This is a genomic window from Phytohabitans sp. LZ39 (assembly GCF_059359075.1).
Window position 1 is genome coordinate 1 of record NZ_JCADBM010000045.1, and the last position, 13,253, is coordinate 13,253.

Below are 13,253 nucleotides of genomic sequence, written 5' to 3' on the forward strand. Positions count from 1 at the left end.
GTACATCGCCCGCGAGCTCTACCAAATCATCACAACAAACGACCCTGACCCCGCCGCTTGACAACCATAGGAGCATCGTCGCGGTAGCCCACATCTCTATCTTTGGGTTGGGATCTGGAGCGCACCAACCGACTGGGCCGAACGGTTGGCAGTTGGTGCGCGTTCCGTTGGATCTCTCTCAGACGCCGAGTCGGTTCGGCTCGTTAAACTGCGGACCAATGTGGACGAACTGGTGCCGAGGTCGCGATCAGATCACCCTGTGATAACGAACCGGGGGTCGCGCGAGATCGTGGCGCGACGTTAGCGTCCTCGCGTCCTATCGCCGTCTCGGTGGCCCCCAGACGGTGATTTGCGTCTCGACCGTGCGCCGGTCGTATACATAGAGCAAGACCGCCGTGGGCGGGGTGGGAGACCGCCTCGCTCACGGCGTTTTTTCGGGTACCCGATGATGGGACGCGTGACCCGCGCAGACCTGGACAAGCAGCCGCACGAGATCGCCGCGATGTTCGACGGCGTGGCCCGGCGGTACGACCTGACCAACACGGTGCTCTCCTTCGGCCGCGACCGGGGGTGGCGGAAGGCCACCCGCGACGCGCTCGACCTGGCGCCGGGGCAGCGGGTGCTCGACGTCGGCGCCGGCACCGGGGTCTCGACGCAGGAGCTGGGCACCTCCGGGGCGTACGCGGTGGGCCTCGACATCTCCATCGGCATGCTCCAGGCCGGTCGCCGCGTACGGCCGGGCGTGCCGCTGCTGGCCGGTGACGCGCTGCGGCTGCCCTTCCCGGACGCCGCCTTCGACGCGGTGACCATCTCGTTCGCCCTGCGCAACGTTGTCGACCCGGCCGCCGCGCTGGGCGAGCTGGCCCGGGTCACCCGGCCCGGTGGGCGGCTCGTGGTGTGTGAGTTCAGCCACCCGACCGCCGAGCCGTTCCGGCAGGTCTACATGTCGTACCTGATGCGGTCGTTGCCCACGGTGGCCCGCCGGGTGTCGAGCAATCCCGATGCGTACGTGTACCTGGCCGAGTCGATCCGGGCGTGGCCGGACCAGGCTGGGCTCGCGGCGGTGATCGATGCGGCCGGCTGGCAGGGCGTGGCGTGGCGCAACCTGACCGGCGGGATCGTCGCCCTGCACCGCGCGACTCGCCCGTAGAAAGCCACAAATGGGGCATTTCGCGGTTATGCTGCGCGCATGGCGGGGGAAAGCGACGCGATCGCGGACATGCTCGCGCAAATGCGGCAGTTGGCCGAAGAGCACCCGGAGGCCGCGCAGCGCCTCGCGGCCGACCTGACGGCCGCACTGGGGCGGGCAGGGATGCACTTCGATGGCCAGAAGGTCACCGAACAGGTCCCGGCGATGCCCGGACGGGTCACCGAAAGCAGTGCGGCCAGCGAAGTCGCGGCCAACCAAGAACATTAGGGTTGCCTAACCAAGTGGCCCCCGTGGGCCGGTTCTAGACTCCACACGGAAACGCTTGTGAAGCATTTCACGAGCGCACCGATCGGAGGTGGAACCGTGACCGACGAAGCCGACGTCATTGTCGTAGGCGCCGGTCCGGGTGGTTCCACAACGGCTTACCACCTGGCCCGACACGGGTTGCGTGTGCTCCTGCTGGAGAAGACCGAGTTCCCCCGGGAGAAGGTCTGCGGCGACGGGCTCACTCCGCGCGCCGTCAAGCAGCTCGTCAAGCTCGGCATCGACACCAGCCCGGAGGCGGGCTGGCTGCGTAACAAGGGCCTGCGGGTCATCGGCGGCGGCGTGCGCCTCGAGCTCGATTGGCCGGAGCTGGCCAGCTTCCCCGACTACGGCCTCGTGCGCACCCGGCTCGACTTCGACGACTTGCTCGCCAAGCAGGCGGTCAAGGCCGGCGCGGTGCTGCACACCAAGGCAAACGTCACCGGGCCGGTGCTCGACGGCGCCGGTCGCGCGGTGGGCGTGGTCGCGGAGGTCGACGGCGAGGAGAAGACGTTCCACGCGCCGCTGACGATCGCCGCCGACGGCGTCTCCGGCCGCTTCCCGCTCGCGATGGGCCTGGCCAAGCGCGAAGACCGGCCGATCGGGGTCGCCGTCCGGCGCTACTACCACTCGCCGCTGCGGCACGACGACGACTACCTGGAGTCCTGGCTGGAGCTGCGCAGCCGCGAGGCGGGCGACAAGCTCCTGCCCGGCTACGGCTGGATCTTCGGGATGGGCGACGGCCGGGTCAACGTGGGCCTGGGCGTGCTCAACTCCTCGGCCGCGTTCGGCAAGACCAACTACCGCCGGCTGCTGGTCGACTGGCTCGGCAGCACCCCGCCGGACTGGGGCATGGCCGACGAGGCCAACGCCGACGGCCCGATCCTCGGCGCCGCGCTGCCGATGGGCTTCAACCGGGTGCCGCACTACACCCGGGGCGTGCTCCTGGTCGGTGACTCCGGCGGCATGGTCAACCCCTTCAACGGCGAAGGCATCGCGTACGCGATGGAGTCCGGCGAGCTCGCCGCGGAGGTCGCGGTGCAGGCGCTGTCCCGGCCGGCCGGACCGGCCCGGGAGAAGGCGCTCGCGGCCTACCCGGCCGAGCTCAAGGCGCGGTACGGCGGGTACTACCGGCTGGGCAACATCTTCGTGAAGCTGATCGGCAACCCGCAGATCATGAAGATCGCGACCCGGCACGGCATGCCGCACCCGACGCTGATGCGGTTCGTGCTCAAACTCCTGGCAAACCTGACGGATCCGCGCGGTGGCGACGCGATGGACCGGGTCATCAACGCCATGACCAGGGTGGCCCCGGCGGTATGAGCCCGCACGCGTGTGAATAGTGTGAATCGATCGAAGTAACCGCTGGACCGAGATAGACGCAGGCAGGGAAGGACGAGCAGGGGAAAGAGGATGTCGCTCTCGCCGTACGTACCCATCATCGGGGTCTTCGCCCTCGCCGCGGCGTTCGCGGTCTTCTCCGTCGCGATCGCGCCGCTGCTCGGCCCGCGTCGCTTCAACAAGGCCAAGCTCGCCGCCTACGAGTGCGGCATCGAGCCGTCGCCGGAGCCGGTTGGCGGCGGGCGGATCCCGATCAAGTTCTATCTGACCGCGATGCTCTTCATCGTGTTCGACATCGAGATCATCTTCCTGTACCCGTGGGCCGTGTCCTTCGACGCGCTCGGCGTCTTCGGGTTCGTGGAGATGCTGCTCTTCATTGGGACGGTCTTCATCGCGTACGCCTACGTCTGGCGGCGCGGGGGTCTGGACTGGGACTGAGGTCTTACGCGCCATGGGAATCGAAGAGAAGCTGCCGAGCGGCATCCTGCTGACCAGCGTCGAAAAGCTGGTCAACTGGACCCGCAAGACCTCGACGTGGGGCGCCACCTTCGGGCTGGCGTGCTGCGCGATCGAGATGATGGCCGCGGGTGCGCCGCACTACGACCTGGGTCGCTGGGGCATGGAGGTCTTCCGCGCCTCGCCCCGCCAGGCCGACCTGATGATCGTCGCCGGCCGGGTGAGCCAGAAGATGGCCCCCGTGCTGCGCCAGATCTACGACCAGATGGCCGAGCCCCGCTGGGTGCTGTCGATGGGCGTCTGCGCGAGCAGCGGCGGCATGTTCAACAACTACGCGATCGTGCAGGGCGTCGACCACGTCGTGCCGGTCGACATGTACCTGCCCGGCTGCCCGCCGCGGCCGGAGATGCTGATCGACGCGATCCTCAAGCTCCGCGAGAAGATCATGTACGAGCCGCTCGGCGCCAACGGCCGCAAGATGCTCGAGGCCAGGATCGCCCGGGGCGACGTGCCCGCGGTAGCGCCCGGCTCGATGCCCTCGTCGTACCGCTCCGACAAGGCCAAGCGCGCCGAGTGGACGCAGGCCGTGCGCGAGGGGCGCGAGGAGCAGCTGCGCATCGAAAAGTGGATGCAAGAGGAGAGGCACCTTCAGGCTGGAGGGCGCTGGTAATGGCTGAACCCAACAAGCCCAGCGAGGACCCGGGCGGCGGCGTGCCCGTGCAGGCACCGCCGGTTGGTGCCACCGCCGGCGCGCCCGCCGAGTACCCGCCGGCAAGCCCGGCCGGCAAGGGCATGTTCGGCATCCACGGCTCCGGCGACACCTCCGGCTTCGGCGGGCTGGTGCGCCGTCGGGTCGAGCCGGTCGGCACCGCCCGGCCGTACGGCGGCTATTTCGACGAGGTGTACGACGCGCTCGACTACGCGTTCCCCGGCCTGGAGGACGCGATCGAGAAGGTGATCGTCGACCGGGGCGAGCTGACCCTGCACATCAAGCCGGAGCGGATCGCCGAGGTCTGCCGGGTGATGCGCGACAGCGAGGGGCTCCGCTTCGAGCTCTGCTCGTCGGTGTCCGGTGTGGACTACCTGGGCGCCGACGACCGCCGCCTGCACGTGGTCTACCAGCTGACCTCGATGACATACCGGCGGCGGGTGCGGCTGGAGGTGGCGGTCACCGCCGAAAACCCGCGGGTGCCGAGCGTCACCCAGGTCTACCCGACGGCCGACTGGCAGGAGCGGGAGACGTACGACTTCTTCGGCGTCATCTTCGAGGGCCACCCCAACCTCACCCGGATCCTGATGCCGGACGACTGGGAGGGCTTCCCGCAGCGCAAGGACTACCCGCTCGGCGGGGTGCCCGTGGAGTACAAGGGCGCCGAGATACCGCCGCCGGACAAGCGGAGGAGCTACCAATGACCACACCGGGGTACGCGACAGAGCGCGAGACCACCGAGGGCAAGGTCTTCAACGTCACCGGTGGTGACTGGGACACCGTCGTCGGCGGCACCGACCCGATCCAGGACGAGCGGATCGTGGTCAACATGGGCCCGCAGCACCCGTCGACCCACGGCGTGCTCCGGCTGATCCTGGAGCTTGAGGGCGAGACCGTCCGCGAGGCCCGGGTGGTCGTCGGCTACCTGCACACCGGCATCGAGAAGAACCTCGAGTACCGCAACTGGATCCAGGGCTCGACGTTCGTGACCCGGATGGACTACCTCGCGCCGCTCTTCAACGAAACGGCGTACGCGCTGGCGGTGGAGAAGCTCCTCGGCATCGAAGACGAGATCACCGAGCGGGCCACGACGATCCGGGTGCTCATGATGGAGCTCAACCGGATCGCCTCGCACCTGGTCTGGCTGGGCACCACCGGCCTGGAGCTCGGCGCGATCTCGATGATGCTGTACGGCTTCCGCGAGCGGGAGTACATCCTCGAGATCTTCGAGATGGTCAGCGGCCTGCGGATGAACATGGCGTACGTCCGGCCGGGCGGCGTCGCGCAGGACATCCCCGACGAGGCGATCGTCAAGATCCGCGAGTTCCTGGCGATGATGCCGAAGAAGCTCAAGGAGTACGAGGCGCTCCTGTCCGGCCAGCCGATCTGGCACCAGCGCACCAAGGACGTCGCGGTGCTCGACGTGACCGGCTGCCTGGCGCTCGGCATCACCGGCCCGGTGCTCCGCTCGGCGGGCCTGCCGTGGGACCTGCGCAAGACCATGCCGTACTGCGGCTACGAGACGTACGAGTTCGACGTGCCGACCACGCCGACGGGCGACGTGTGGGGGCGCTACCTGGTCCGCATGGCCGAGATGCGCGAGTCGCTGAAGATCATCGAGCAGGCGCTCGACCGGCTCAAGCCTGGCCCGATCATGGTGGCCGACAAGAAGATCGCCTGGCCGGCGCAGCTCGCCATCGGCGTCGACGGCATGGGCAACTCGCTGGAACACGTCGCCAAGATCATGGGTCAGTCGATGGAGTCGCTGATCCACCACTTCAAGCTGGTCACCGAGGGTTTCCGGGTTCCGCCCGGCCAGGTGTACGTGGGCATCGAGTCGCCGCGCGGCGAGCTCGGCGTGCACGCGGTCTCCGACGGCGGCACCCGGCCCTACCGGGTGCACTACCGCGAGCCCAGCTTCATCAACCTCCAGGCGATCCCGGCCATGGCCGAGGGCGGCATGATCGCCGACGTGATCGCCGGGGGCGCTTCCCTCGACCCCGTGATGGGTGGGTGTGACCGCTAGTGGGATTCAGTGACGCTACGCGCGCGAAGGCGTTGGAGATCATCGCGCGCTACCCCGCCGACCGGTCGCGGTCGGCCCTGCTGCCGCTGCTGCACCTCGTGCAGTCCGAAGAGGGCAACGTGTCCCCGGCCGGCGTGGAGTTCTGCGCCGAGCTGCTGGGCATCACCAAGGCCCAGGTCGGTGCGGTGGCCACGTTCTACACGATGTACAAGCGGCGGCCGACCGGTGACTGGCTGGTCAGCGTCTGCACCAACACCATGTGCAACGTGCTCGGCGGCCAGGAGATCTACGACCGGCTGAGCGATCACCTCGGTGTCGGGCACGACGAGACCACCGCCGACGGCACCATCACGTTCGAGCACGCCGAGTGCCTGGCGGCGTGCGACTACGGCCCGGTGATGACGGTCAACTACGAGTTCTTCGACCGCGTCGACCCGGACACCGCCGTGCACGTGGTCGACCAGCTGCGCGCCGGGCAGCGGCCGCAGCCCACCCGCGGGGCCCGGCTCTGCACGCTCAAGGAGATGTCGCTCCAGCTCGCCGGCTTCGCCGAGCCGCGCGAGGAGGCGATGGCCGACGGGCCGGCCGGCGACCCCACCCTGCGCGGGGTGCGGCTGGCGCAGCAACACGGCGTCAGCGTCTCCGGCTTCGACCCGGACACGCCGATCAAGTCTTCGCAGGGCGACGCCGCTCCGGCGCAGGCCGCCGGCGTGGCGGCCAACCAGCCGGCCCGCGACCGCTCGCCGTCGGGCCAGCCGGCGAAGGCGCACGAGCAGGCTCTCAAGGAGGCCAAATGACGTCCCCCCGTCGTGAGGTGCTGGAGAAGCTGACTCCGGTCCTCACCAAGCGCTGGCTGTCGCCGGAGGCCTGGCGGATCGGCGTCTACGAGCAGCTCGACGGGTACGCCGCGCTGCGCAAGGCGCTGGCCGCGCACCCCGACGACCTGATCCAGCTCATCAAGGACTCGGGCCTGCGCGGTCGCGGCGGCGCCGGTTTCCCCACCGGGCTGAAGTGGGGCTTCATCCCGCAAAACGACGGCAAGCCGCACTACCTCGTGGTCAATGCCGACGAGGGCGAACCGGGCACCTGCAAAGACCTCCCGCTGATGACGCACGACCCGCACTCGCTGATCGAGGGCGTGATCATCGCGTCGTACGCGATCCGGGCCAACCGCGCGTTCATCTACATCCGCGGTGAGGCGGTACACGCGGCCCGCCGGCTGCGCAACGCGGTGCAGGAGGCGTACGCGGCCGGGTACCTCGGCACCGACATCCTCGGCTCCGGGCACGACCTCGACGTCGTCGTCCACAGTGGAGCAGGCGCGTACATCTGCGGCGAGGAAACCGCGCTGCTGGACTCGCTGGAGGGCTTCCGCGGCCAGCCGCGGCTGCGCCCGCCATTCCCGGCGACGCACGGCCTCTACGCCAGCCCCACGGTGGTCAACAACGTCGGCACGATCTCCAGCGTGCCGTACATCGTGCTGGGCGGTGCCGCCTGGTGGAAGACCATGGGCACGGAGAAGTCGTCCGGCCCGATGATCTACTCGCTGTCCGGCCGGATCGTCAACCCGGGCCAGTACGAGTGCTCGATGGGCATCACGCTGCGCGAGCTGCTGGAGCTGGCCGGCGGCATGCTGCCCGGCCACGAGCTGCGGTTCTGGACGCCGGGCGGCTCGTCGACGCCGCTGCTGACCGCCGAGCACCTGGACGTGCCGCTCGACTTCGAGGGCGCGGCGGCCGCCGGTTCGATCCTCGGCACCACGGCCACGCAGATCTTCTCCGACCAGGACTGCCCGGTGTACGCGACGTACAAGTGGCTGGAGTTCTACCACCACGAGTCGTGCGGCAAGTGCACCCCGTGCCGCGAGGGCAACTACTGGATGGTGGGCATCTACCGCCGGATCCTCTCCGGCGCCGGCACCCACCAGGATCTGGACACCCTGCTGGACACCTGCGACAACATCCTCGGCCGCTCGTTCTGCGCGCTCGGCGACGGTGCGACAAGCCCGGTGACCTCGTCGATCCAGTACTTCAAGCAGGACTACGTGGACTACATCGAGGGCCGGAAAGCGCCTCGGTTGAGCGCCAAGCAGCTTGTGGGAGCGCACTAAATGACCGACGTGGCCAAGAAGGCGGACACGGTAACGCTCACCATCGACGGCGTCGAGGTGACCGCGCCCAAGGGTGCGCTGCTCATCCGCGTCGCCGAGCAGATGGGCATCGAGATCCCGCGGTTCTGCGACCACCCGCTGCTCGCGCCGGCGGGCGCCTGCCGGCAGTGCCTGGTCGAGGTCGAGGGGCAGCGTAAGCCGGTCGCCTCCTGCACGCAGACCGTCGCCGACGGCATGGTGGTCAAGACCCAGCTCAGCTCGCCGGTGGCCAAGAAGGCGCAGGCGGGAGTCATGGAGCTGCTCCTGATCAACCACCCGCTCGACTGCCCGATGTGTGACAAGGGCGGCGAGTGCCCGCTGCAAAACCAGGCCATGTCGACCGGCCGCGCCGACTCCCGCTTCCACGAGCACAAGCGCGAGTACCAGAAGCCGATCAACATCTCCAGCCAGGTGCTGCTCGACCGCGAGCGGTGCGTGCTCTGCCAGCGCTGCACCCGCTTCTCCGAGGAGATCGCGGGCGACAAGTTCATCGACCTGATGGACCGCTCGTCCGGCGAGCAGATCAACGTGTACCGGGACGACTTCTTCGGCGGCGAAGGCACCGGCGACGGCGCGGCCGGCGACGGGGAAGGCGACACCCCGTTCAACTCCTACTTCTCCGGCAACACCGTGCAGATCTGCCCGGTCGGCGCGCTCACCGGCGCGCAGTACCGGTTCCGCGCCCGCCCGTTCGACCTGGTCTCCTCGCCGAGCGTCTGCGAGCACTGCTCGGCCGGCTGCGCGCAGCGCACCGACCACCGGCGGGGCAAGGTCATGCGCCGGCTGGCCGGCGACGACCCACAGGTCAACGAGGAGTGGAACTGCGACAAGGGCCGGTGGGGCTTCCAGTACGCCACCGCCTTCGACCGCATCACCACGCCGATGGTGCGCGACGCGAAGACCGGTGAGCTGCGCGAGGCGCCGTGGTCCGAGGCGCTGGCCGTGGCCGCCGAAGGGCTGCGCAAGGCCCGCGACGGCGCGCACGGCATCGGCGTGCTGACCGGCGGCCGGCTCACGGTCGAAGACGCGTACGCGTACGCGAAGTTCGCCCGGGTGGCGCTGCGCTCCAACGACATCGACTTCCGCGCCCGGCCGCTCTCGACCGAAGAGGCCGACTTCCTGGCGTCCACTGTGGTCGGCGGCACCGACGTGACGTACACCGACGTGGAGAAGGCGCCGGTCGTGGTCATCGCCGGGCTGGAGCCGGAGGAGGAGTGCCCGATCCTCTACCTGCGGCTGCGCAAGGCGGTCACGAAGAGCCGCACCCGCGTGCTGGCGCTCGCGCCGTTCGCGACCCGCGGCTTCGAAAAGCTCGGCGCCTCGGTCGCGCTCGTCGCGCCGGGCGAGGAGGCCCAGGCGCTGGCCGACGACGAGTCGGTCGAGAAGGCGCTGCGGGCCGAGGGCGCGATCCTCCTGGTCGGCGAGCGGCTCGCGACCGTCCCAGGTGGACTGTCCGCGGCCGCCGCGCTCGCCGGGCGTACCGGCGCCAAGCTGGCCTGGGTGCCGCGGCGCGCCGGCGACCGGGGTGCGGTCGACGCGGGCTGCCTGCCCAACCTGCTGCCCGGCGGGCGGCTGGTGACCGACGCCGCGGCCCGCGCCGAGCTGGCCGGTGCCTGGGACCTGGAGGCGGGCGTCATCCCCAGCCAGGTCGGCAAGGACACCAACGCGATCCTGGCGGCGGCCGCTGGCAGCCGGATGGGCGCGCTCGTCGTGGCCGGCGTCGACCCGGCCGACGTGGCCGACCCGCGGCTGGCCGAGCAGGCGCTGGACACGGTGCCGTTCCTGGTCAGCCTGGAGGTGCGGCGCAGCGCGGTGAGCCGCCGCGCCGACGTGGTCTTCCCGGTCGCACCGGTCGTCGAGAAGGCCGGCAGCTTCGTCGACTGGGAGGGGCGCCTGCGCACGTTCGAGGCGGTGCTCTCCACGCCGGCGATGAACGACGCCCGCGTGCTCGACGCCCTGGCCGCCCAGCTCGGCGTCACGCTCGGCACCGGCGAGGTCAACCTGATCCGCCGCGAGCTCGGCTCGCTGCCGGCGACCCGCGCGGAGCGGCCGGACGCGCCGACGACCGCGCCGGGACCTCGGCCTACGCTGGCCGCCGGCGAGGCGGTGCTGGCGACCTGGCACCACCTGATCGACCTGGGCAGCCTGACCGACGGCGACGAGTACCTCGGCGGCACCGCCCGCCCGCCGGTCGTGCGGCTGGCCAAGGGCCCGGCGGAGGCGCTCGGCGTCGCCGACGGTGACCCGGTCACGGTGGGCACCGACCGCGGCGCGATCACGCTGCCGGCGGCGATCACCGACATGCCGGACGGCGTCGTCTGGCTGCCGACGAACTCACCCGGTTCGACCGTGCGGCGGGCGCTCGGCGCCACGTCTGGCGCGGTGGTACGGCTTTCGAGGGGGACGCACTGATGCCGCTCGCACAGGACCCCACGCTCCAGGACTTCGGGCACGACCCGTGGTGGCTGGTGCTCATCAAGGTCGTCTTCGTCTTCGCCTTCGGCATGGTCTGCACGCTGCTCGGCGTGTGGTTCGAGCGGCGGGTCGTGGCGCGGATGGCGGTGCGGCCGGGCCTCAACCAGGCCGGCCCGTTCGGCCTGCTCCAGACACTCGCCGACGGCCTCAAGGGCGCGTTCAAGGAAGACATCATGCCGCGTACCGCGGACAAGGTGGTCTTCTTCTTCGCGCCAACGGTCGCGGTGATCTGCGCGATGACCTCGCTGTCGGTCATCCCGTTCGGGCCGATGGTGAGCATCTTCGGGCACCGCACCCCGCTTCAGGTGACCGACGTACCCGTGGCGGTGCTGCTGATCCTGGCCTGCTCCGGCATGGCGGTGTACGGCATCGTGCTCGGTGGCTGGGCCTCCGGCTCGACCTACCCGCTCCTGGGCGGCCTGCGGTCGAGCGCTCAGATGATCTCGTACGAGGTCTCGATGGGCCTGTCGGTCGTGGCCGTCTTCATGCTCTCCGGCACGATGTCGACGAGCCAGATCGTGGCGGCGCAGGCGAGCGGCAAGGAGTTCGACCTCGGCCCGATCAACGTGGACGCGCCGGGCTGGTACGCCCTGCTGCTGCTGCCGAGCTTCATCATCTTCTTCATCGCGATCGTCGGCGAGACCAACCGCGCTCCGTTCGACCTCCCCGAGGCCGAGTCCGAGCTCGTCGCCGGCTACATGACCGAGTACTCGTCGCTGAAGTTCCTGCTCTTCATGCTCTCCGAGTACGTGGCGATGGTGGCGATGTCGGCGGCCACCGCGACGCTGTTCCTCGGCGGCTGGCGGGCGCCGGCGCCGATCACCACGATCTGGGCCGGTGCCAACTCCGGCTGGTGGCCGATGCTGTGGTTCTTCATCAAGGTCGTGCTGCTGGTCTTCGTCTTCGTGTGGCTGCGGGCGACGCTGCCCCGGCTCCGGTACGACCAGTTCATGAAGCTCGGCTGGCGGGTGCTGCTGCCGATCAACCTGGTCTGGATCCTGTCGCTGGCCGCCCTCCAGGTCGCGCGCGACGAGGACACCGGCGACGAGAAGTTCGTGATCCTCGGCGGGTTCCTGGTCGGGATCGTCCTGCTCGCGCTGCTCTGGCCGAGCGGCAAGCGCGCGCCGGACAAGCCCCTCGAAGAGCAGGTCAAGTCCCGTCCACCGGGGAGCTTCCCGATCCCGCCGATGGACCTCCAGGTGCCGCCGAGCCCCCGCGCCCGCCGCGCGGTGGCCGAGCGCGAGCCGGCGAACGTCGGCGCGGGCGCCGGCGGAGACCTCCCGGATAAGGAGAGTTAGATGAGCGCCATCGGAGCGTTCAAGGGGTTCGGGGTCACCTTCGCGCACATGTTCCGCAAGACGGTGACCACGGCGTACCCGTTCGAGACGCCGGTCTCCGCCCCGCGCTACCACGGGCGGCACATCCTCAACCGGCACCCCGACGGCCTGGAGAAGTGCATCGGCTGCGAGCTGTGCGCCTGGGCGTGTCCCGCCGACGCGATCTACGTCGAGGGCGGCGACAACACCGAGGACCAGCGCTACTCGCCGGGCGAGCGGTACGCCAGCGTGTACCAGATCAACTACGCCCGCTGCATCTTCTGCGGACTGTGCATCGAGGCCTGCCCGACCCGTTCGCTGACCATGAGCAACGAGTACGAGCTGGCCCGGGACAGCCGCCAGGATCTCATCTTCACGAAGGAGCAGCTGCTCGCGCCGCTGCTGCCGGGCATGGACCAGCCACCGCACCCGATGTACCTCGGCGACACCGAGAAGGACTACTACATCGGGGCGCTGACCAACCCGGGCACCTCGGCCGGTGCCGAGCGGGCCCCGTGGTCGGAGCAGCACACGGCGGACGGCTCGGGCACCACGGGAGGTGCGGCGTGAGCTCGCTCGCGGCCGCCGGCGGCATGTCCACCGGCGAGGCGGTCACCTTCTGGATCCTGGTGTGGCCGGCGCTGATCGGCGCGATCGGCATGGTCTTCGCGCGCAACGCGATCCACTCCGCGCTGTGGCTGGTGCTGACCATGCTCTGCATCGGCGTGTTCTACGTGCTCCAGTCGGCGCCGTTCATCGGCCTGGCGCAGATCATCGTGTACACCGGCGCGATCATGATGCTCTTCCTCTTCGTGCTGATGCTCGTCGGCCGAGACGCGTCCGACTCGCTGATCGAGACGTTGCGCGGCCAGCGGCTGGGCGCCGTCGTGCTCGGCCTCGGCTTCGCCGGGCTGGTCGGCACGGGTGTCTCCCGCGCGTTCCAGAACGACCCGGCGGTCGGCCTCGAACAGGCCAACCAGGCCGGCAACGTGCAGGGCATCGCCTCCCTGCTGTTCACCCGGTACGTCTTCGCGTTCGAGGTCACGTCCGCGCTGCTGATCACGGCGGCGGTGGGCGCGATGGTGCTGGCGCACCTCGAGCGGCGTCGCGGTGAGAAGCGCACCCAGCCGGAGATGATGCGGGCGCGGTTCGCCCCCGGCAACTACCCCGGCCCGAAGCCCGGCCCCGGCGTCTACGCCACATCCGACTCGGTCGCCACCCCCGGCCGCCTGCCCGACGGCACGCTGACCGACCGGAGCATCTCCCAGATCCTGCCCGCCCGCGAGCTGACTCCGGCGGAGTCAGCGCCGAAGGGTACCGAGAAGTGA

13 protein-coding genes are annotated in these 13,253 nt (G+C 69.9%); all 13 read left to right on the forward strand.

Annotated elements, in window-relative coordinates; genetic code table 11:
• Positions 1–448 precede the first annotated feature (448 nt).
• The 13 genes from AC5L36_RS44500 to AC5L36_RS44560 all read left to right on the forward strand — a co-directional run bounded on the left by AC5L36_RS44500 (position 449) and on the right by AC5L36_RS44560 (position 13,253).
• Positions 449–1,150 carry a demethylmenaquinone methyltransferase gene (locus AC5L36_RS44500; RefSeq protein WP_441225074.1) on the forward strand — a complete coding sequence of 234 codons (702 nt, stop codon included), beginning with the start codon at positions 449–451 and terminating at the stop codon, positions 1,148–1,150.
• Positions 1,151–1,189: 39 nt separating this feature from the next.
• The gene (locus AC5L36_RS44505) at positions 1,190–1,417 is read left to right on the forward strand and encodes a hypothetical protein (RefSeq protein ID WP_441225076.1); all 228 of its coding nucleotides are present in this window, start codon (positions 1,190–1,192) and stop codon (positions 1,415–1,417) included.
• Between the two features lie 96 nt (positions 1,418–1,513).
• Positions 1,514–2,776, forward strand: coding sequence for a geranylgeranyl reductase family protein (locus tag AC5L36_RS44510; RefSeq protein ID WP_441225078.1), 1,263 nt, complete (start codon positions 1,514–1,516; stop codon positions 2,774–2,776).
• 90 nt (positions 2,777–2,866) lie between these two features.
• Positions 2,867–3,232, forward strand: coding sequence for an NADH-quinone oxidoreductase subunit A (locus AC5L36_RS44515; RefSeq protein ID WP_441225079.1), 366 nt, complete (start codon positions 2,867–2,869; stop codon positions 3,230–3,232).
• 13 nt (positions 3,233–3,245) lie between these two features.
• The gene (locus AC5L36_RS44520) at positions 3,246–3,920 is read left to right on the forward strand and encodes a NuoB/complex I 20 kDa subunit family protein (RefSeq protein ID WP_441225081.1); all 675 of its coding nucleotides are present in this window, start codon (positions 3,246–3,248) and stop codon (positions 3,918–3,920) included.
• On the forward strand, positions 3,920–4,663 hold the full coding sequence (locus AC5L36_RS44525; protein WP_441225083.1) for an NADH-quinone oxidoreductase subunit C: 744 nt from the start codon (positions 3,920–3,922) through the stop codon (positions 4,661–4,663). The genes AC5L36_RS44520 and AC5L36_RS44525 overlap by 1 nt, the downstream gene beginning before the upstream one ends.
• Complete coding sequence (locus AC5L36_RS44530; RefSeq protein ID WP_441225084.1) at positions 4,660–5,985, forward strand: NADH-quinone oxidoreductase subunit D; 1,326 nt, start codon at positions 4,660–4,662, stop codon at positions 5,983–5,985. Before AC5L36_RS44525 ends, AC5L36_RS44530 begins: the two co-directional genes overlap by 4 nt.
• Positions 5,985–6,782, forward strand: a complete 798-nt coding sequence (nuoE, locus tag AC5L36_RS44535; protein ID WP_441225086.1) for an NADH-quinone oxidoreductase subunit NuoE — start codon at positions 5,985–5,987, stop codon at positions 6,780–6,782. Before AC5L36_RS44530 ends, nuoE begins: the two co-directional genes overlap by 1 nt.
• Positions 6,779–8,095, forward strand: a complete 1,317-nt coding sequence (gene nuoF / locus AC5L36_RS44540) for an NADH-quinone oxidoreductase subunit NuoF (protein ID WP_441225088.1) — start codon at positions 6,779–6,781, stop codon at positions 8,093–8,095. Before nuoE ends, nuoF begins: the two co-directional genes overlap by 4 nt.
• Positions 8,096–10,546, forward strand: coding sequence for an NADH-quinone oxidoreductase subunit G (locus AC5L36_RS44545; RefSeq protein WP_441225090.1), 2,451 nt, complete (start codon positions 8,096–8,098; stop codon positions 10,544–10,546).
• Positions 10,546–11,907: an NADH-quinone oxidoreductase subunit NuoH gene (gene nuoH / locus AC5L36_RS44550; protein ID WP_441225092.1), complete on the forward strand. Its 1,362-nt coding sequence runs from the start codon at positions 10,546–10,548 to the stop codon at positions 11,905–11,907. Before AC5L36_RS44545 ends, nuoH begins: the two co-directional genes overlap by 1 nt.
• Positions 11,908–12,495 carry an NADH-quinone oxidoreductase subunit NuoI gene (gene nuoI / locus AC5L36_RS44555; RefSeq protein WP_441225094.1) on the forward strand — a complete coding sequence of 196 codons (588 nt, stop codon included), beginning with the start codon at positions 11,908–11,910 and terminating at the stop codon, positions 12,493–12,495. It abuts the gene before it with no gap.
• Positions 12,492–13,253 carry an NADH-quinone oxidoreductase subunit J gene (locus tag AC5L36_RS44560; RefSeq protein WP_441225096.1) on the forward strand — a complete coding sequence of 254 codons (762 nt, stop codon included), beginning with the start codon at positions 12,492–12,494 and terminating at the stop codon, positions 13,251–13,253. Before nuoI ends, AC5L36_RS44560 begins: the two co-directional genes overlap by 4 nt.

Bases quoted from the DNA above. Each gene is read 5' to 3' on its own strand.
- AC5L36_RS44530 (WP_441225084.1), top strand. From the start codon at position 4,660: ATGACCACACCGGGGTACGCGACAGAGCGCGAGACCACCGAGGGCAAG.
- AC5L36_RS44545 (WP_441225090.1), top strand. From the start codon at position 8,096: ATGACCGACGTGGCCAAGAAGGCGGACACGGTAACGCTCACCATCGAC.
- AC5L36_RS44500 (WP_441225074.1), top strand. From the start codon at position 449: ATGGGACGCGTGACCCGCGCAGACCTGGACAAGCAGCCGCACGAGATC.
- AC5L36_RS44505 (WP_441225076.1), top strand. From the start codon at position 1,190: ATGGCGGGGGAAAGCGACGCGATCGCGGACATGCTCGCGCAAATGCGG.
- AC5L36_RS44525 (WP_441225083.1), top strand. From the start codon at position 3,920: ATGGCTGAACCCAACAAGCCCAGCGAGGACCCGGGCGGCGGCGTGCCC.
- nuoH (WP_441225092.1), top strand. From the start codon at position 10,546: ATGCCGCTCGCACAGGACCCCACGCTCCAGGACTTCGGGCACGACCCG.
- AC5L36_RS44520 (WP_441225081.1), top strand. From the start codon at position 3,246: ATGGGAATCGAAGAGAAGCTGCCGAGCGGCATCCTGCTGACCAGCGTC.
- AC5L36_RS44515 (WP_441225079.1), top strand. From the start codon at position 2,867: ATGTCGCTCTCGCCGTACGTACCCATCATCGGGGTCTTCGCCCTCGCC.
- nuoI (WP_441225094.1), top strand. From the start codon at position 11,908: ATGAGCGCCATCGGAGCGTTCAAGGGGTTCGGGGTCACCTTCGCGCAC.
- nuoF (WP_441225088.1), top strand. From the start codon at position 6,779: ATGACGTCCCCCCGTCGTGAGGTGCTGGAGAAGCTGACTCCGGTCCTC.